We start from the raw sequence: 17,774 nt of genomic DNA on the forward strand, positions 1-17,774 counted from the left end.
CGCAAATTGACAGGTCGGAACCCCTAAAACGGCAAACTATGCAAAAAGCAGGGCCAAAAACTGACGATAAATGTCAGTTTTCCCTGCGCGGCAATGGCAGGCAAGAAAATTTTTAGACAATACGGCAAAGCTGATATTGATATAAAATCTATATAAATCAATATACTGCTAAAGATGTGCGCCAAAAATTTCAAATTGTGGCACAGCCGTTGCTTTACCTTTCTTGTGGCGATGGCAAACAAGCCTAGCCGAATTGAAGTTTAGTTGTCTCCTTTCTTTTGGTTGAAGTCCCCGGGTCGCAAGATTCGGTTTTATGTAAGTTCCATTTTTTAACAAGGAAAATGTCATGTTGAAACAAGTACAAAAAGGTTTTACCCTGATTGAGTTGATGATCGTTATCGCCATTATCGGTATTCTAGCCGCTATCGCCCTGCCGGCTTACCAAGACTACGTTGCCCGCTCTCAGGCTACTGAAGGCTTCAAAGCTACCGCCGGCGTACAGACCGATATTGCTACTTTCTATGCTGACCAGAACAAATGGCCGGATAACAGCACTTCCGCCGGTAAGGCAATTTTGGATGGTGCTCAGGCTCTGGAAGGTAAATATTTCGCTGCAAAAGGTGTTTCTGTAGACAGTACCGATGGTTCCATTTCTATCGTATTCAGTTCTGGTGCTAACGATGGTGAGACTCTGAAACTCAAACCGACCGCAGTTGCTGCTACTGGCCAGATTTCTAAATGGACCTGCTCTGGCTTCGCTAACAAGAGCCGTATGCCCACCAGCTGCCAGTAATCATTTAGTGGGATAACCTAACTTGGAATCCTTAGTTGGTTTCCTGCAGCCCCTCTCCGGGTTCGGAGAGGGGCTGATTTCTCAAAATGGTAGATAAAATTATATAGTTGGATAAATCATGAATAAAATAAGTGCAAATAGGGGGTTTACGCTGATTGAGCTGATGATTGTAATTGCGATCATTGGTATTTTGGCCGCCATCGCTTTGCCAGCCTATCAGGATTATATTGCCCGCGCCCAAGCCGCCGAGGCATTAAAATCCACAGAAGGGCTGAAAACCGATATCGGCACATATTATTGGCTAACTGGCGAATATCCAAAAGCCGGAAATCCCATTATGGCTACTGCTACTGCATTGGAAGGCAAGTATTCTCAGGCCGGAGGCACACAAATTACTCCCGACAATGGAGTGATCACGGTAACCTTCAATAAAGGTGCAAATAATGGCAAGACGGTTGTTCTTACCCCAACCGCAAACCTAGGTAACCGCCAGATCATCACTTGGAAATGTAGCGGAACGGTAGGCGAAACGCGCTTGCCGGGCTCATGCCAGTAATTGAAATGGGTTGGATAAGATTTAAAATAAAGCGCAGACCGTGATGAGATTTAGATTAAAGGCGGCAGGCATCCATTTGCTGATTTCGGCCGTGGTGGCTTTAATCGGCATCGGCTTGGTATTTTGGGTGTGGCATCCCGCTCCGCTGCAAAAAGCGGTGGGGGTAACGCATATCTTCTTGATGATGCTGGGCATTGATGTGGTGTTGGGCCCTCTGCTCACATTATTGGTGGCCAGCAGCAAAGAGAAGAAAACGCTGAAGTTTGATTTGAGCGTGATCGCGGCGGTGCAATTGGCAGCTTATTTATACGGTATGTACAGCATTGCCGTGAGCAGGCCAGTGTATATTGCATTCGATACATTGCGCTTTGAAGTGGTGCAGGCAGATTCGGTGGTGCGCGTGGCAGAGAAAACGATTTTGCCGGCATACCAATCTAATTCTTTGTTTGCGCCGCAATGGGTGTCGGTGCGGCCATATAAAGATGCGGCTGAGCAAAGCCAGCGAACCTTTATGGAGCTGCAAGAAGGCATTTCCCCATCCATGCAGGCGGATTTGTATCAGCCGCTGAATGATGGCTGGAGTGGCATGCAGGAGCGCAAACATAGCTTGGAAGAGCTGAAGCAATATAATTCGGAAGAGCAGGTGGCGCAGGCATTGGCAGCTTACCCGCAGGCAGATGGCTATCTGCCGCTGAAAGCGCCGGCTGAAGATATGGCTGTGTTGTTGGATAGCAAGCAGAAACAAGTGCTGGGAATCGTGGATTTGCGGCCTTGGAAAGAATAGCATAAAGAATATTAACAGGCTGTTTGGAAGAGTATCCAAACAGCCTGCTTTTATTTTTCAGGTAGCCTCAAAGGCTACCTGAAAATTTTTGAGCGCTCACTTTGCATCCCTAAACCCCCGCTTCAAATGCACCATCAGCAACGCCACCGCCGCAGGCGTAACCCCCGAAATCCTGCTCGCCTGCCCCACGGTTTCGGGCTTGTGCTGGTTGAGCTTTTGCTGCACTTCGGCAGACAGGCCTTTCACTTTGCCGTAATCAATGTTTTCAGGCAGCCTTAACGTCTCAATATCCCGCCGGCTGTCGATTTCTTCGTTTTGGCGGTCGATATAGCCTTGGTATTTGACCTGGATTTCCACTTGCTCCACCACGTTTTCAGGCAGCCTGCACTCGGGTTCTGCATCGGGCAGCGTCATCAGCGCGGCGTAATCCAGATTCGGGCGGCGCAACAAATCGTGCAGGTTGGCTTCGCGGGAAAGTTTTTGCCCGAACACGCGGATTTGCTCGCTTTCAGGTAGCCTTTGCGGCGTGTACCACGTTGTTTTCAAACGCTGTATTTCGCGTTCTATGGCTTCGCGTTTTTCGTTGAACATGCGCCATTGCGCTTCGCCCACCAAGCCGATTTTGTAGCCGTCTTCGGTTAGGCGCATATCGGCGTTGTCTTCGCGCAGTTGCAGGCGGTATTCGGCGCGGCTGGTGAACATGCGGTAGGGTTCGTTCACGCCTTTGGTGATAAGGTCGTCCACCAATACGCCGAGATACGCCTGTTCGCGGCGCAGCAGGAGCGGGTCTTGTCCGCGGACGTACTGCACGGCGTTCGCTCCTGCCAATAAACCTTGTGCGGCGGCTTCTTCGTAGCCGGTCGTGCCGTTGATTTGTCCGGCAAAAAACAATCCCGCAATGGTTTTGGTTTCGAGGCTGGCTTTGAGGTTGCGCGGGTCGAAGTAGTCGTATTCGATGGCGTAGCCGGGGCGCAGGATATGGGCGTTTTCCAGGCCTTTCATGCTGCGGACGAGCGCGAGCTGGATGTCGAACGGCAGGCTGGTGGAGATACCGTTGGGGTAGTATTCGTGCGTGGTCAGGCCTTCGGGTTCGAGGAAAATCTGGTGGCTGTCTTTGTCGGCAAAGCGGTTGATTTTGTCTTCGATAGACGGGCAATAGCGCGGCCCCACGCCTTCGATTTTGCCGGTAAACATGGGGCTGCGGTCGAAGCCGCTTCGGATAATGTCGTGTGTTTTCAAATTGGTATGCGTAATCCAGCAGGACACTTGGCGCGGGTGCATATCGGCACTGCCGCGCACGGACATGACGGGCACGGGCGTGTCGCCGGGCTGTTCGGTAAGTTGGGAGAAATCGATGGTGCGCCCGTCGATGCGCGGCGGCGTGCCGGTTTTCAGACGACCTTGCGGCAGGTTCAGTTCTTTCAGGCAGCCTGAAAGCGATTGGGCGGCGGGGTCGCCCGCGCGGCCGCCTGCGTAGTTTTCCATACCGATGTGGATTTTGCCGGCGAGAAACGTGCCGGCGGTGAGCACCACGGCGCGGGCTTGGAAAGTCAGCCCCATTTGGGTGGACACGCCGGAGACGCGTCCGCCGCTGAGCGTGATGTCAGTAACCGCCTGCTGGAAAAGCTCCAGATTTTCCTGGTTTTCCAGCATTTCGCGGATGGCGGCCTTGTACAAAATGCGGTCGGCCTGAGCGCGCGTGGCACGCACCGCCGCGCCTTTGCTGGCGTTCAGGCGGCGGAACTGGATGCCCGACATATCGGCAGCCAACGCTATCGCGCCGCCGAGCGCATCGACTTCGCGCACCAAATGCCCTTTGCCGATGCCGCCGATGGAAGGGTTGCACGACATTTGTCCGAGTGTTTCGATGTTGTGTGTGAGCAAAAGCGTCTGCGCGCCCATGCGTGCGGCGGCAAGCGCGGCTTCCGTGCCGGCGTGTCCGCCGCCGACGACGATGACGTCGTAGGTTTTGGGGTAGGTGATGGTGGGCATGGTGTGTGTTGGGTTGGATAACGAAAATCGAGCGATTATACGCGGTTTTGCCGCCGAATGAGGCCACCTGAAATTTTCAGGTAGCCTCAATGGGGAGGACGAGTGTGCGCGCAGGGCTTGTTTGGCGGTATGTCTGATGATTTTTCAGGTAGCCCCTAGCCCAGCAGAGGCTACCTGAAAAATTCGGCACCGTGGGTTTGGGCGTTGTGGAAACTCGCTTCGCTCGTTTTACTCTGTTGCAGCGCATGTTTTCAGGTAGCCTTTCCGGCTGGCGGCGCGGGGCAAGAGGCTGGCTGAAAGTGCTACAATACGCAGTTTCTTTTTATTGGATTTTCCGGCTTCATCATGTGCAAACACCCTCATCAAAACCACGGCAAACCCACACACACCCGCGACAACGACACCATCCGCATCCGCGGCGCGCGCACGCATAATTTGAAAAACGTCGATTTGGACATCCCGCGCCACAAGCTGGTGGTGGTAACGGGGCTGTCGGGCAGCGGCAAATCGTCGCTGGCGTTCGACACGCTGTATGCCGAAGGGCAGCGGCGTTATGTCGAGAGTCTGTCCGCCTATGCGCGGCAGTTTTTGCAGATGATGGACAAGCCCGATGTCGATTTGATCGAAGGGCTGTCGCCCGCGATTTCCATCGAGCAGAAATCCACCAGCCACAACCCGCGTTCCACCGTCGGCACGGTTACGGAAATCCATGATTATCTGCGCCTTTTGTACGCCCGCGTCGGCACGCCGTATTGCCCCGAACACAATCTGCCGCTATCCAGCCAAACCGTATCACAGATGGTCGATGCCGTGTTGAAGCTGCCGGAAGATACGCGCGTGATGATTCTTGCGCCGGCGGTGCGCGAGCGTAAGGGCGAGTTTGTCGATTTCTTTGCAGACTTGCAGGCGCAGGGTTTTGCGCGGGTGCGCGTGGACGGCGAGGTTTATCAGTTGGACGAAGTGCCGAAGCTGGAAAAAAACATCAAGCACAATATCGATGTCGTCATTGACCGCGTGAAAGTGAAGGCGGACATCAAGCAGCGGCTGGCGGAAAGTTTTGAAACCGCGCTGCGCCACGGCAACGAGCGCGCGCTGGCGATGGAAATGGACAGCGGCGAAGAGCATTGGTTTTCCGCCCGTTTCGCCTGCCCCGTGTGTTCGTACAGCCTGCCCGAATTAGAGCCGCGCCTCTTTTCGTTCAACAACCCGATGGGTTCCTGCCCGACTTGCGACGGCTTGGGCAACACCAATTTCTTCGACCCCGAAAAAGTGGTCGCCCATCCCGAATTGTCGCTGGCAACGGGCGCGATTGACGGCTGGGACAAGCGCAACCAGTTCTATTTCCAAATGATTCAGTCGCTGGCGCGGCATTACGGTTTCGATGTGCAGGCTGCTTGGGAAACGCTACCTGAAAAAGTAAAAAAAGTCGTGCTGCACGGCTCGGGCAAAGAAGTCATTGATTTCACTTACCTGTCCGAACGCGGCACCACCTTCAACCGCAGCCACGCCTTTGAAGGCATCATCCCCAATCTCGAACGCCGCTACCGCGAAACCGACAGCGAAACCGTGCGCGAAAAACTGCGCGAATACCAAAACCACCGCGCCTGCCCAAGCTGCGGCGGCGCGCGTTTGCGCAAAGAAGCCCGCTACGTTTACGTCAGCGGCGAACCTTTGCACGAAGTTTCCGCCTGGCCGCTGACCAAAACCCACCGATTCTTTGAAACACTGGATTTGGACGGCAACAAAAAACAAATCGCCGAAAAAATCCTCAAAGAAATCACCGAACGGCTCGGCTTTTTGATTAACGTCGGGCTGGATTACCTCAATCTCTCCCGCTCCGCCGAAACCCTCTCCGGCGGCGAAGCCCAGCGCATCCGCCTCGCCAGCCAAATCGGCAGCGGTCTGACCGGCGTGATGTACGTTTTGGACGAACCCTCCATCGGGCTGCACCAGCGCGACAACGACCGCCTGCTCGCCACCCTCAAACGCCTGCGCGATTTGGGCAACAGCGTGATTGTGGTCGAACACGACGAAGACGCCATCCGCGAAGCCGATTTCGTCGTCGATATGGGCCCGGGCGCGGGCGAACACGGCGGCAACGTACTGATTGCCGACACGCCCGAAAACGTTGCCAAATGCGAACAATCCGTTACCGGACAATATTTAAGCGGCAAAAAATCCATCAGGCTACCTGAAAAACGCACGCCCGTTAATCCCGACCGAATGCTCATCCTCAAAGGCGCGCGCGGCAACAACCTCAAAAACGTAACCCTCGAATTGCCGCTCGGTTTGATTACCTGTATTACCGGCGTTTCAGGCAGCGGCAAATCCACCCTGATTAACGACACCCTCGCCAAAATCACCGCCCGCGAACTCAACCGCGCCCAAGAAGAACCCGCCCCGTATGACGACATCCACGGCCTCGAACATCTCGACAAAGTCATCAACGTCGATCAATCCCCCATCGGCAGAACCCCGCGCTCCAACCCCGCCACCTACACGGGTCTCTTCACCCCCATCCGCGAACTCTTCGCCGGCGTACCCCTCTCGCGCGAACGCGGCTACAACGTCGGCAGATTCTCCTTCAACGTTAAAGGCGGCCGCTGCGAAGCCTGCCAAGGCGACGGCGTGATTAAAGTCGAAATGCACTTCCTGCCCGACGTGTACGTCCCCTGCGAAGTCTGCCACGGCAAACGCTACAACCGCGAAACGCTCGAAATCCAATACAAAGGCAAAAACATCAGCCAAGTCCTCGACATGACCGTCGAAGAAGCCCGCGAATTTTTCGACGCCGTCCCCACCGTATCGCGCAAACTGCAAACCCTTATGGACGTAGGGCTCGGCTACATCCGCCTCGGCCAATCCGCCACCACCCTCTCCGGCGGCGAAGCCCAACGCGTCAAACTCGCCCTCGAACTCTCCAAACGCGACACCGGCAGAACGCTCTACATCCTCGACGAACCCACCACCGGCCTGCACTTCGCCGACATCGCCATGCTGCTGGAAGTCATAGGTCGTCTGAAAGGCAAAGGCAACTCGATTGTGATTATCGAGCATAATCTGGATGTGATTAAAACTGCGGATTGGATTGTGGATTTGGGGCCGGAAGGGGGAGATGGCGGGGGGAGGATTATTGCTTGTGGTAGCCCCGAGGAAGTGGCGAAGGTTAAGGGGAGTTATACTGGGAAGCATTTGAATAAAATAATTAGAGGAGCTGGTCTATGATAGATTCTATTTTGCAAAAAGTTGTAGAACCTATTTCTGAGAAATTAATTAAAACACTTTCAGAAAGATTTAAAGGTTATCTTAAAATTAAAGCTATAGAAAAGTCTGATATTTTGCCATACATTAATCTTCTATCATATACTAAAACATTATATGGAAATGATAAACCTATATTAATTTCTGAATTTTATCATGAACCAAGGATTTTAATGCCAAATAAAACAGAAGTAACACATGAAAAATTTATAGACTTAATAGCGCAAAAAATATTTTATTACTTGGTCAAATGGGGCAAGGGAAATCTATTTTTTTGAAAAAGCTATCTTTAGATTTAATTTCAGAAGGGAAGCTTGTATTATTCTATGAATTAAGATTTTTAAAAGAAAATGATGATCTAATAAATAATTTAATTGATTTATTAAAAGATATTACAAAACAAGATGATATATCTAAAGATTTGTTTTTTAAACTATCGGAGACAGATAATATTTATTTGATTTTTGATGGATTTGATGAAATGAGCTATAAAGTATCAGAAACATTTATCAAAAACTTAAAAAAATTATTGTTATATTCAAAATTTCATATTATTTTATCTTCCAGGCCAGAGTATTATGCTGAATATGCATCAGAGCAACTATATAAATTAGAATTAGATAAGTACCAGTTTGAAGACCAAGCGGAATTAATTAAAAAATTAATTACTCAAAAAAATAAAGACTCATTAGAATTTAATTTGGAAGAGAATGAAATTGAAATTCAAGAAATTATATCCCAAATAGAAAATAGTGAAACTGAAATTAAAAACTTATTGCAGACGCCTTTAATGGTAATTTTATATATTCTAAGGCTTCAATCAAAATATACCCCAGCTAAAAATTTAAAAGAATTTTTTACTGATTTATTTCAAGTTGCTTTTACTAGGCATGATATTACAAAAAATAACTTTCGTAGAGAAAGAAAAAGTTCACTAGGGGATAGTGAGCTTTTAGATATATTTAAATTATTTTGCTTTGATACAAAAGATTACTCTGAATTGACTTTTGACAAAACCAGATGTCTATTTCATCTAAAATCAGCCATTAATGACCTAGGCTTGCAAAGTAGAGTTACACCAGATGAAGTTTTTGATGAATACACCAAAGTAATTTGCTTTATTGTTAATGCGCATAAAAATGATCAATTTATGTTTTTACATAGAAGTATTCAAGATTTTTATGCTGCACTATATATTTCAGAGCAAGAAGCCAAAAATAAAGAATATTTTTATTCTAATATCATTGAAAATAGATATGCAGAATTCTATTCTTGCGTATTTTTCTTACAAGAAATTGATAAATTTTCTTTTATTGAAAATATCGAATTGCCAGTAATAAGAGAATTTCTTGATAGATACAAAAATTCTTGCGACCTTCCTGTTTATAAAAAAATAGAAAATATCTTTAAAAATAAATTTAAAGTAGGTAACTGGTACGCTACCAATAGGATTAGAAATAGGTTCTTTCCTGATGGTAAAGAATTTTCTGAAACAGATAGTAAAATGGTTGATGATGTAATATCTTATTTAGAAAAATATGCTTTAGATTTAGAAAGTGAATTGCAAAATAAACAGAAAGCAAATCGGAAAAGATTTTCTCCAGGTTTAGTGGTAGATTTTGATTTACATACATTATAAAATCGACAGTCTTGAATATAGATACGGCTTCCACATCAATCCAAAGCAAGCTGTAGTCTGCATCCTAAACCACCGTGTGTGCGGTACGCACGCACGCGGCTGTCTAGTTTGCAGTTTGCCATCTAAAGCTACCTGAAAGCGTGAGTTTCAACGAAGTTAAAACTCACTTCGTTCGTTTTCAGGTAGCCTTTTCTTAATTTGGCGGCAGCCGCAGGTTCAAAAAGCAGAAACCGCCGTTATCCGCCAAACAATGCCGCCTTGCCTTCCGCGCCGGAAACATCCAGCACTTCGATTCCTGCACCGTCCAGCACGGCCTGCGTCAGCATGGCCACGCCGCCGGATGGGCCGATTTCCAAAATCCACCGCACGCCCAGCGCAGCCATGCTGCGGCATTCGGCCACCCAGTCCACCGGATCCATCAGGATATTGTGCGCAATGCCGCGCGCCTGTTCCGCGTCCAAACCGCAGGCGGCCGCCCATTCGGCCACTTGCGCCACGGCGGGCAGCATGGCGGGGTGGTGGAAGCCGACTTCCACGTCCAGCCGCCACAGCAGGTTTTCAGGCGTTTGGCCGTTTGCGTCTTTCACCGTGTCCGACAACACGCCGCACACGCGCGCCACCGATTCGGGCTTGCCGCTGACGACAAAACCGTCCGCGCTGTTCTGCAAGCCGATACACGGGCGGTCTGCCGGATGCGCTTTATCTTCGGGATACAGTTCGTCAATCACGGCGGCAATCTGTCCGCGGCTCACGCCCTGCACCATCACCATCGGATGATTGCCGTCGTGCAGATACATGCCGGTTTTGCGCCCTTGCAGCGTGGCGGCCGCGCCGACCAGTTCGGCCAAGGCCAGCAATTTGGCGGTGTGCTGCGGCTCGCGTATCAGATAACGCCCGAGTATGCCCTGCGAATGCCCGATCACGCCGGCTGCCTTGCCGCTGTCCAGCCCGCGCGCTTCCAGCGTGTGCAGATTGGCGATTTGCGCAAGGAAAATGCTGGGCGCGCTCACGGCGGCACGCACCAAATCGATGCCGTCCGCGCCGTTTTCCGCCCATTTTATCGGCTCGAAACCCTGCGGGCGGGCGGCGGCAAGCTGCTCTGCCACGGGCGCCAGGATTTGGGCGGCGGCGGCGGTGATTTCGTTTGCCTTGCTCCGCGCGCCTTCTGCCAAAGCCTCGCGCAGGGTGCTGATCCAATCGAAGCCCTGCCCGGAAAAGCAGAGGGCGAAGGGTTGACTGTGCAGTTGTTCAAGTAGGCGTTTTTGTTCAGTCATGATGTTTGCTCCCGTAAGTGGTGGATTTCAAACGGCTGAAGACCTTTGCAAATTCCCCGCCTTTGGCGCATTTCTGCGCGATGCGCTTCTCAAACGCTTGACTACCCGCACGGTATGTCTGCGCGTTTGCGATACTATCGCTTTGAACTGCGCTCAAATCCGGGGTTTTGCCAAGGTCTTCTCCTGTGCCGTCCGCAAGATGCCAATTGGTGCCGGCGAATAAACTGCTTAGAGTGACTATACTGACTGTGGCGGCGGCGGGTGCTGTGTTAGGTCAAAGATTGGGTGCTTTTGGGAGGCGTGTGGGTGTGATAGAGGCTACCTGAAAACGAGCGCAGTGAGTTTCTGCGCAGCTAAAACGAATGCAGTGAGTTTTTGCGAAGCTAAAACGGGCAAAGCGGGCTTCTGCCTTGGCGGTTTTAAGGCAGAAGCCCGCTTCGTTGAGGCTGCGCTTTCAGGTAGCCTCACGCTGTGCGGGCGGGCTATTCCAGCTCGAAGCAGCCGACGGTTTCGACGTGGGCGGTTTGCGGGAACATGTTGACGATGCCGGCGCTGCGGAAGCGGTAGCCTTTGCCCACGAGCACGGCGGCGTCGCGGGCGAAGGTGGCGGGGTTGCAGGACACATAGACGATGCGGCGCGGCAGATAGGGCGGGTGCAGGGCTTGAACGAGGGCGTAGGCGCCGCTGCGGGGCGGGTCGAGCAGGATTTTGTCGAAGCGGCCCCAGGCGGCGACGGTGTGCCCGGTGGTTTGGAAAAGGTCGGCGCTGTGAAATCGGGTGCGTTCGGCGAGGCGGTTGAGGCGGGCGTTTTGCGCGGCGCGTTCAGTGAGCGCGGGGGAGCCTTCGATGCCGGTAACGTGTGCGCCGGCGGCGGCGATGGGCAGGCTGAAGTTGCCGAGGCCGCAGAAGAGGTCGGCAATGCGCTCGCCGGGCCGGGGCTGCAACAGCTGCATGGCGCGGGAAACGAGCAGGGCGTTGGCGGCGGGGTTGACTTGGGTGAAGTCGCCGGGGCGGTAGGGCAGGGTGAGCTGGTATTCGGGCAGGCTGTAGCTGAGCTGGGGGCTTTCGGGAAGGAGGGGGCGGGCGGGCTGCTGCGGGGCTTGCAGCCAGATGTGCCAGTGGGCGGGGAGGGCTTGGGCGGCTTGGATGAGCTGGGCGCGGGCGGCTTGGGGCAGGCGCTGGATGTGGAGGGTGAGGGCGTTGGCGGCGGGGCTGTGGTGCAGCTCGATGGTGCGCACGGGGGCGTGCAGGCGGTTGAGTTGTTGCAGCAGGGTGCGGATGTTGCCCAGCTGGGCGGAGAGCTGGGGGGCGAGGATGGGGCAGCTGTGGATGTCGATAATGCGGTGGCTGCTGCGGCTTTGGAAGCCGAGGAGGGTTTGGCCTTGGCTGTGGTGGGCGCTGAGGCGGGCGCGGTGGCGGTAGCCCCAGGCTTGGCCGTAGATGGCGGGGAGGAGGTATTGGGGGCGGACTTTGCCGAGGCGTTGGAGCTGTTCTTCGAGGATGCGTTGTTTGTAGGCGACTTGCACGCTGCTGTGGGCGTGTTGGAGGGTGCAGCCGCCGCATTGGCTGTAGTGGGGGCAGGCGGGGGCGGTGCGGTAGGGGGAGGGGGTGAGGATGCGGGTGGCTTGGGCTTCGCTGTGATGTTTTTTGCTGCGGGTGATTTGGTAGGCAACGGTTTCTTGGGGCAGGGCGCCGGTGATGAAGGTGGTTTTGCCTTGGATGCGGGCGACGCCGCGGCCTTCGTGGTCGATGTTGTGGATGGTGGCGGTGTTCATGGTGGGGCTAGGGAAGGATGAGGCTACCTGAAAAATGTGGTGGCAGATTTTTCAGGTAGCCTTTGGGGGTTGGTTTGGTTTGCTGGAGGCTAAGCTTGCTTTTTCAGGTAGCCTTTGCGCCTATTCGTGATCGCCGGGGGAGCTGGGGGATTCTTCTTGGCTGGGGATGCGGTAGCTTTCGTCGGCCCAGGTGCCGAGGTCGATCATTTTGCAACGTTGGCTGCAAAAGGGGCGGTGGGGGCTGGCTTCGCTCCATTCTACTGGGCGGCGGCAGGTGGGGCAGGGTACGGTGGGGGTGCTCATGGTTTGTCGGTGATGGGGTCGAAGCTGCACATTTTGAGGGTGAAGGGGATGTTTTCTTCGAGCTGTTTGCCGCGGGGGCTTTCTTGGGTGGCTTGGGTGAAGCGGATGTGGGTGAAGTATTTGTTGGCGGAAATTTCAGGCAGGGTTTGGCAGGATTGGGCAACATCGACGACGAGCATGTGGATGTTGTTGCCGAGCTTGGCGTTTTGGTAGTTGCCGAGCACGGCGCAGCAGTTGAGGCTGTAGCTGTTGCGGCGCAGGATGCGCAGGAGCAGGCTGATGGCTTCGCTGGTGGGGGTGAGGGAGCGGATCCAGCAGTTGAGGTCGGCGAGGCGCTGCTCGTGGGGCAGTTGCAGCCAGTAGTGGTAGGAGGGGAGGTCGAAGGGGCTGGTGCCGCCGGATACGAGCATGCGCTGCTTCACGCCCATGAGCCATTCGTTTTCGCGCAGGTGTTGGCCGAATTTCTGCTGTACTTCTTGTAGGTTTTGGGTGGCTTGGTAGAGGGCTTCTTGCTCGGGGGTGGCGTCGTATTGTTCGCGTTCGGATTGGGAAATCTGCTGGCGCTGGCGTTCGAGCTCTTGCAGGATGTCGAGCTTGAGCTCGGCGCGGGCGGCGCAATCCATGATTTCAAACAGGGTGCCGAGGGCGGCGTGGTGCGCCCAGGCGGATTGTTGGTCGCGGGTGGTGTAGAAGCGGGAGAAGAGGTGCTCGAGGCGCAGGAAGTTGCGCACGCGTTCGGAGAGGGGGTGCTCGAAGGTGATGAGGTCGGACATGGTTCAGCTTCCGAAAAGGTGTTGGTAGATAAGGTGCTGGCGCGCCACGGCAGCGCTGAGCTCGGGCAGGCCGGCTTCGTTGCAGATGATGTCGTCGGCAATGCGGCGCCGCGCCTGGCGGCTGGCTTGGGCGGCCAGAATGCCGGCAATCATATCACGGGAGAGGCCGCTGCGTTCGGTAGTGCGGCGGATTTGCGTTTCTTCACTGCAATCGATGAGGAGGATGCGCTGCACAAGGCTTTGGAAAACAGGTTGTTCGGCAAGTAGGGGGATTTCGATGATGCCGTAGGCGGCTTGGGGGAATTGCTGCTGGCGGGCGCGGATGTCGGCGAGAATCAGCGGGTGGAGGATGCTTTCGAGCCGGGCTTTGGCTTGAGGGGATTGGAATACGAGCTGGCGCAGGTCGGCGCGTTTGAGGCTACCTGAAAAATCGAACAGGCTGCTGCCGAAGGCATCACGGATGGCGGGAAGGGCGCCGCCGCCGTCTGCGGTGAGGGCTCGGGAAACGGCATCGGCATCAATCAGCGGCACGCCGTGTTGGGCAAACAGGCGGGCGGCGGTGGATTTGCCGCTGCCGATGCCGCCGGTGAGGCCGACCCAGGCGGTCATGTTAGATAAACCCGGATTTTTGCAGCCACCAATGAATGCCTTGCAAGATATACTCGTTGGCGGCAAAAACCAGCCAGCCGGCAATGGCCAACGCGGGGCCGAAGGCGATGGGCTGGCCTTTGGCGGCACGCATCACCAGCGCGGCCACCAGCCCCACCAGCGCGGCCACGAATACGATCACAGGCAGGGTGCTCACGCCGAGCCAGGCACCGAGCGCGGCCAAGAGTTTGAAATCGCCGTAGCCCATGCCTTCTTTGCCGGTGATGAGTTTGAACAGGTGGAACAGTAGCCACAGGCTCAGGTAGCCGACCACCGTGCCGAGCAGAGCCGAGGGCAGGGGCACGAAGCCGACCTGCCAGTTGAACAACAGGCCGAGCCAAACCAGGGGCAGGGTGAGCTGGTCGGGCAGCAGTTGGGTATCGGCGTCGATAAAGGTGAGCGCCACCAGAATGGCAGTGAACACGAGGCCGCCGAGGGTGAGATAGGTGTCGCCGTAGCGCCATGCAACGATGCCGAACAGGATGCCAGTGAGCAGCTCGACGGCGGGATAGCGCCAACCGATGGGGGTGTGGCAGCTGTGGCAGCGGCCGCGCAACAAGAGGAAGCTGATAATGGGGATGTTTTGCCACGGTTTCACCGGACTGCCGCATTGGGGGCAGCGCGAGGGCGGCGTGCTGAGGTTGAACGGCTTTTGGTCTTCTTCATCCAGCGGCAGATTGAGATGCTGTTTGGCGGCGACTTGCCATTGTTTTTCCAGCATTACCGGTAGGCGGTAAATCACCACGTTGAGAAAACTGCCTACCAGTAGCCCGAGCAGGGCGGCAAAGGGGATATACAGGCTGGGTTCGAGATTGGTCATAGGGATGGGAGAGTGTGTTTTCAGGTAGCCTGCCGAGGGAAGGCTACCTGAAAACCGTTTGACGATTGATATAAAGATGCTTCAGCGATGAATACTAGCCGACTACGTTACCCAAGTTGAAGAGCGGCAGGTACATGGAAACCAGAATCACGCCGATGATGCTGCCCAATACCACCATGATGATGGGTTCCATCAAAGAGGACAAGGTCGCAACTGCTGCATCTACTTCTTCTTCATAGAATTCAGCTGCTTTGTTCAACATGTCGTCCAGTGCGCCGGATTCTTCACCAATAGAAGTCATTTGCAGAACCATATTGGGGAATAGGTTTGTGGAGTTCATGGCGCTGGTTAGCGAGGTACCTTGATTAACTTGGTTGCGGATGCTGCGGGTGGCTTCCTCATAGATAATGTTGCCTGAAGCACCGCCCACAGAATCAAGTGCTTCCACCAAGGGAACGCCAGCTGTAAACAGGGTGGCGGTAGTACGCGCCCAGCGGGCAATGGTACCTTTTTCTACAATATTGCCGAAAACAGGAAGTTTCAATAGCATGCCGTCTACTCGTTTTTGTAAATCCGGAGAGCGTTTATGCCACTGGATAAAGCCAGCTACCGCTCCGACCATACCGATAATGACCAACCAGCCCCAAGACACCATAAAATCCGAAATGCCCATCATGAATTGCGTGAGCGCAGGCATAGGGGCGTTCATGCCGTCGTATACCTTTTTAAACTCAGGCAATACGAACATCATCATAATCATAACCAGCACAATAGCTACCACAACTACTGCGATCGGGTAAGTCAGGGCACTCTTAATTTTTTTCTTAATAGCAAGGGTTTTTTCTTTATAGACGGCTAGCTTATCCAATAAGTTTTCCAGCACACCGCCAGCCTCACCCGCATCCACCAAGTTGCAATAAAAATCATCGAAATACTTGGGATGCTTGCGGAAAGCATTGGCCATGGAAGTACCTTGCTCAATGTCGTTACGCACTTCCATCAAAAGTTTAGTCATGGAGGCGTTTGAATGGCCTTTCGCCACAATATCAAATGCTTGCATCACCGGCAAGCCGGCTTTCATCATGGTGGCCAGCTGGCGGGTAAATACGGTAATGTCAGCTTGAGTGATTTTTTTCTCACGAACTTTTTTCTTTTTGCTTAAGCTGATGACTTTAATTCGGCGACGAGCCAGTTTGGCACGGGCGTCTTGTTCGTCTTTGGCCACAACTTCGCCGCGCACCATCTGCTCGGTTTCCATGTGACGGCCTTCAAACTCAAAACTCAGTCCGGTTTGCTTTTTTGTGGATTTGGTATTTTTTACAGCCATGATGATTCCCTTTTGAATTAAAACTGATTTTTAGGTTTAGTCGTTGGTGGTGGCAAGAATTTCTTCCAAGGTGGTAATGCCCTGCATTGCCTTGAGAATACCTGCCCGACGCAGATCGACCAATCCATCGGCATAAGCCTGTTCGGCAATATCCACCTCTGTGCCGTTGTTGATGATGATTTTTTGCATCGCATCGGTAACCGGCATGATTTCATACACACCGGCACGACCTTTGAAGCCTTTGCCTTTGCAGCGGTCGCAGCCCACTTGGCGGTAGAGCTGCCAATCGTCTTTTTTCAAATCTTCTTCGGTAAAGCCGACTTTCAGCAAGGCTTCGGCCGGTGGACGCTCAATCGGCTGTTTGCAGGTACACAAACGGCGAACCAAGCGCTGCGCCATAATCAGATTAACCGAGCTGGCGATGTTAAACGGCGCCACGCCCATATTCAGCATACGCGATAAGGTGGCCGGCGCATTGTTGGTATGCAGGGTTGAGAACACCATGTGGCCGGTTTGGGCAGCCTTAATGGCAATGTCGGCGGTTTCCAAGTCGCGAATCTCACCCACCATGATGATGTCCGGGTCTTGACGTAGGAAAGCCTTCAGCGCAGCAGAGAAGGTCAAGCCTTGTTTGTCGTTCACGTTTACCTGGTTGATACCGGGCAAGTTGATTTCCGCAGGGTCCTCGGCAGTGGAAATATTAACGCTGTCGGTATTCAAAATGTTCAGGCAGGTATACAGCGATACGGTTTTACCGGAACCGGTCGGGCCGGTTACCAGCACCATGCCGTAGGGACGGTGGATGGCTTCCAGTAGCAATTCTTTTTGGAAAGGCTCGAAACCCAGCTGGTTGATATTCAGCGTTGCTGCATCTGAGTTCAGAATACGCATTACGATTTTTTCGCCGAACAGCGTGGGCAGCGTGTTCACACGGAAGTCGATCGGTTTCTGGTTTTTGTTGAACTGAATCTGGATACGGCCGTCTTGCGGCACGCGCTTTTCGGAAATGTCCATTTTCGACATAACCTTGATACGCGAAGCAATCTGTCCGCGGATATTCAGCGGGGGCTGTACCACTTCGCGCAGCTGACCGTCGGTACGGAAGCGGATGCGCGCCATTTCTTCGTAGAATTCGAAATGGATATCCGAAGCCCCAGTGTTCAGGGCGTCAGACAGCACCTTGTGGATAAACTTGGCAATCGGCCCGTCTTCTTCCTCGTCGTCTACCATCATGGCGGCTGGAGCTGCTATTCCGGTGGAGTCGGAAGAAATTTCATCCAAAATCGAAGTGGAGGTTTGACTGGCAAATTCCAGCAGGCCATCCAGCTGTTCATCGTTAATGAGCACCAAATCGACCATCAGGCCGCTGGGGAAAATCAGCTTTTGGTATGTTTGCAACAAAGTAGGGTCGGAAACGCCCAAAAACAGTTTCTGGCCGCGTTTGAATAAGGGTACGCAGCGATGCTCGGTCATTTGCGCATCGTTGAGTACGTCCTGCACCATCATGGAGCGGGAATACTGCGATAAATCCAAAATGGGGTAGTGGAACAGTTTGGCCAGCAGCTGAGCCAAATCCGCTTGCTTGATGATGCCGGCCTCGGCCAGCATGGGGATGATATTTTTGTTTTGATTAATTTTTTCTCGGTATTTTTCAACCTGGTCCTGTTCGATGAGTTTGTTTTGAAACAGGACGCGCAATAGTCCGACGCTCATATATTTGCCTGAGTAAAGTAGAACGAATTTGAAAAAATCGGCACTTTATTTGCTCTTAGATTGCTGCCGACAATACCCACATTTTAGTAATAATGCTTTTACATACTATAGTTAAG

General features: G+C 53.1%; 16 protein-coding genes. 7 read left to right on the forward strand and 9 right to left on the reverse strand.

All coding sequences use genetic code 11. The features are described 5' to 3' along the window. The first annotated feature begins 346 nt into the window (after positions 1-346). The 3 genes from A7P95_RS12275 to tfpZ all read left to right on the forward strand — a co-directional run bounded on the left by A7P95_RS12275 (position 347) and on the right by tfpZ (position 2,133). Positions 347-793 carry a pilin gene (locus A7P95_RS12275; RefSeq protein WP_067595015.1) on the forward strand — a complete coding sequence of 149 codons (447 nt, stop codon included), beginning with the start codon at positions 347-349 and terminating at the stop codon, positions 791-793. A 127-nt stretch (positions 794-920) separates the two neighbouring features. After that, positions 921-1,349, forward strand: a complete 429-nt coding sequence (locus tag A7P95_RS10385; RefSeq protein ID WP_425387473.1) for a pilin — start codon at positions 921-923, stop codon at positions 1,347-1,349. Positions 1,350-1,392: 43 nt separating this feature from the next. Beyond that, positions 1,393-2,133 carry a TfpX/TfpZ family type IV pilin accessory protein gene (gene tfpZ / locus A7P95_RS10390; protein ID WP_067595020.1) on the forward strand — a complete coding sequence of 247 codons (741 nt, stop codon included), beginning with the start codon at positions 1,393-1,395 and terminating at the stop codon, positions 2,131-2,133. 96 nt (positions 2,134-2,229) lie between these two features. On the opposite strand, the gene mnmG is transcribed toward tfpZ, so the two are convergent. Further along, entirely contained in the window at positions 2,230-4,125 is a 1,896-nt protein-coding gene (gene mnmG, locus A7P95_RS10395) for a tRNA uridine-5-carboxymethylaminomethyl(34) synthesis enzyme MnmG (protein ID WP_067595023.1), read from the reverse strand. 345 nt (positions 4,126-4,470) lie between these two features. On the opposite strand from mnmG, the gene uvrA reads away from it, so the two are divergent. From uvrA to A7P95_RS11345, 3 genes are read left to right on the forward strand one after another with little or no spacing between them, the layout of a single operon-like run. Beyond that, the gene (gene uvrA, locus A7P95_RS10400; protein WP_067595026.1) at positions 4,471-7,350 is read left to right on the forward strand and encodes an excinuclease ABC subunit UvrA; all 2,880 of its coding nucleotides are present in this window, start codon (positions 4,471-4,473) and stop codon (positions 7,348-7,350) included. Next, a complete protein-coding gene (locus A7P95_RS11820) occupies positions 7,347-7,664 on the forward strand; it encodes a hypothetical protein (protein WP_156503588.1) in 318 nt (105 codons plus the stop codon). The genes uvrA and A7P95_RS11820 overlap by 4 nt, the downstream gene beginning before the upstream one ends. Next, the gene (locus A7P95_RS11345; RefSeq protein WP_245636605.1) at positions 7,661-9,025 is read left to right on the forward strand and encodes an NACHT domain-containing protein; all 1,365 of its coding nucleotides are present in this window, start codon (positions 7,661-7,663) and stop codon (positions 9,023-9,025) included. Before A7P95_RS11820 ends, A7P95_RS11345 begins: the two co-directional genes overlap by 4 nt. A gap of 236 nt (positions 9,026-9,261) precedes the next feature. Here the strand turns inward: A7P95_RS11345 and A7P95_RS10410 are convergent, their stop codons facing one another. Continuing rightward, positions 9,262-10,299: an ACP S-malonyltransferase gene (locus A7P95_RS10410; protein WP_067595032.1), complete on the reverse strand. Its 1,038-nt coding sequence runs from the start codon at positions 10,297-10,299 to the stop codon at positions 9,262-9,264. Between A7P95_RS10410 and A7P95_RS12050 the strand changes: the two genes are divergently transcribed. Continuing rightward, positions 10,298-10,522: a hypothetical protein gene (locus A7P95_RS12050; protein WP_156503589.1), complete on the forward strand. Its 225-nt coding sequence runs from the start codon at positions 10,298-10,300 to the stop codon at positions 10,520-10,522. The genes A7P95_RS10410 and A7P95_RS12050 overlap by 2 nt on opposite strands. Before the next feature lie 259 nt (positions 10,523-10,781). On the opposite strand, the gene rlmD is transcribed toward A7P95_RS12050, so the two are convergent. The 7 genes from rlmD to pilB form a co-directional block, all read right to left on the reverse strand. Continuing rightward, on the reverse strand, positions 10,782-12,074 hold the full coding sequence (gene rlmD, locus A7P95_RS10415) for a 23S rRNA (uracil(1939)-C(5))-methyltransferase RlmD (RefSeq protein WP_067595034.1): 1,293 nt from the start codon (positions 12,072-12,074) through the stop codon (positions 10,782-10,784). Between the two features lie 120 nt (positions 12,075-12,194). After that, on the reverse strand, positions 12,195-12,377 hold the full coding sequence (gene yacG / locus A7P95_RS10420; protein WP_067595036.1) for a DNA gyrase inhibitor YacG: 183 nt from the start codon (positions 12,375-12,377) through the stop codon (positions 12,195-12,197). After that, on the reverse strand, positions 12,374-13,150 hold the full coding sequence (gene zapD, locus A7P95_RS10425) for a cell division protein ZapD (protein ID WP_067595039.1): 777 nt from the start codon (positions 13,148-13,150) through the stop codon (positions 12,374-12,376). The genes yacG and zapD overlap by 4 nt, the downstream gene beginning before the upstream one ends. Positions 13,151-13,153: 3 nt before the next feature. Then, the gene (gene coaE / locus A7P95_RS10430; RefSeq protein ID WP_067595042.1) at positions 13,154-13,759 is read right to left on the reverse strand and encodes a dephospho-CoA kinase; all 606 of its coding nucleotides are present in this window, start codon (positions 13,757-13,759) and stop codon (positions 13,154-13,156) included. Position 13,760: 1 nt separating this feature from the next. Continuing rightward, on the reverse strand, positions 13,761-14,618 hold the full coding sequence (locus A7P95_RS10435) for a prepilin peptidase (protein WP_067595045.1): 858 nt from the start codon (positions 14,616-14,618) through the stop codon (positions 13,761-13,763). A 94-nt stretch (positions 14,619-14,712) separates the two neighbouring features. After that, positions 14,713-15,945 (reverse strand): type II secretion system F family protein, encoded by a 1,233-nt coding sequence (locus A7P95_RS10440; RefSeq protein ID WP_067595048.1) that lies wholly within the window; start codon positions 15,943-15,945, stop codon positions 14,713-14,715. A gap of 36 nt (positions 15,946-15,981) precedes the next feature. After that, a complete protein-coding gene (gene pilB / locus A7P95_RS10445) occupies positions 15,982-17,658 on the reverse strand; it encodes a type IV-A pilus assembly ATPase PilB (RefSeq protein ID WP_067595051.1) in 1,677 nt (558 codons plus the stop codon). Positions 17,659-17,774: the final 116 nt, after the last annotated feature.

Origin of the sequence: Eikenella longinqua, from assembly GCF_001648355.1 — a bacterium.
Classification (GTDB): domain Bacteria; phylum Pseudomonadota; class Gammaproteobacteria; order Burkholderiales; family Neisseriaceae; genus Eikenella; species Eikenella longinqua.

Bases quoted from the DNA above. Each gene is read 5' to 3' on its own strand.
- pilB (WP_067595051.1), bottom strand. From the start codon at position 17,658: ATGAGCGTCGGACTATTGCGCGTCCTGTTTCAAAACAAACTCATCGAA.
- tfpZ (WP_067595020.1), top strand. From the start codon at position 1,393: ATGAGATTTAGATTAAAGGCGGCAGGCATCCATTTGCTGATTTCGGCC.
- yacG (WP_067595036.1), bottom strand. From the start codon at position 12,377: ATGAGCACCCCCACCGTACCCTGCCCCACCTGCCGCCGCCCAGTAGAA.
- A7P95_RS10435 (WP_067595045.1), bottom strand. From the start codon at position 14,618: ATGACCAATCTCGAACCCAGCCTGTATATCCCCTTTGCCGCCCTGCTC.
- A7P95_RS12275 (WP_067595015.1), top strand. From the start codon at position 347: ATGTTGAAACAAGTACAAAAAGGTTTTACCCTGATTGAGTTGATGATC.
- zapD (WP_067595039.1), bottom strand. From the start codon at position 13,150: ATGTCCGACCTCATCACCTTCGAGCACCCCCTCTCCGAACGCGTGCGC.
- uvrA (WP_067595026.1), top strand. From the start codon at position 4,471: ATGTGCAAACACCCTCATCAAAACCACGGCAAACCCACACACACCCGC.
- A7P95_RS12050 (WP_156503589.1), top strand. From the start codon at position 10,298: ATGATGTTTGCTCCCGTAAGTGGTGGATTTCAAACGGCTGAAGACCTT.
- rlmD (WP_067595034.1), bottom strand. From the start codon at position 12,074: ATGAACACCGCCACCATCCACAACATCGACCACGAAGGCCGCGGCGTC.
- coaE (WP_067595042.1), bottom strand. From the start codon at position 13,759: ATGACCGCCTGGGTCGGCCTCACCGGCGGCATCGGCAGCGGCAAATCC.
- mnmG (WP_067595023.1), bottom strand. From the start codon at position 4,125: ATGCCCACCATCACCTACCCCAAAACCTACGACGTCATCGTCGTCGGC.
- A7P95_RS10410 (WP_067595032.1), bottom strand. From the start codon at position 10,299: ATGACTGAACAAAAACGCCTACTTGAACAACTGCACAGTCAACCCTTC.
- A7P95_RS10440 (WP_067595048.1), bottom strand. From the start codon at position 15,945: ATGGCTGTAAAAAATACCAAATCCACAAAAAAGCAAACCGGACTGAGT.
- A7P95_RS11820 (WP_156503588.1), top strand. From the start codon at position 7,347: ATGATAGATTCTATTTTGCAAAAAGTTGTAGAACCTATTTCTGAGAAA.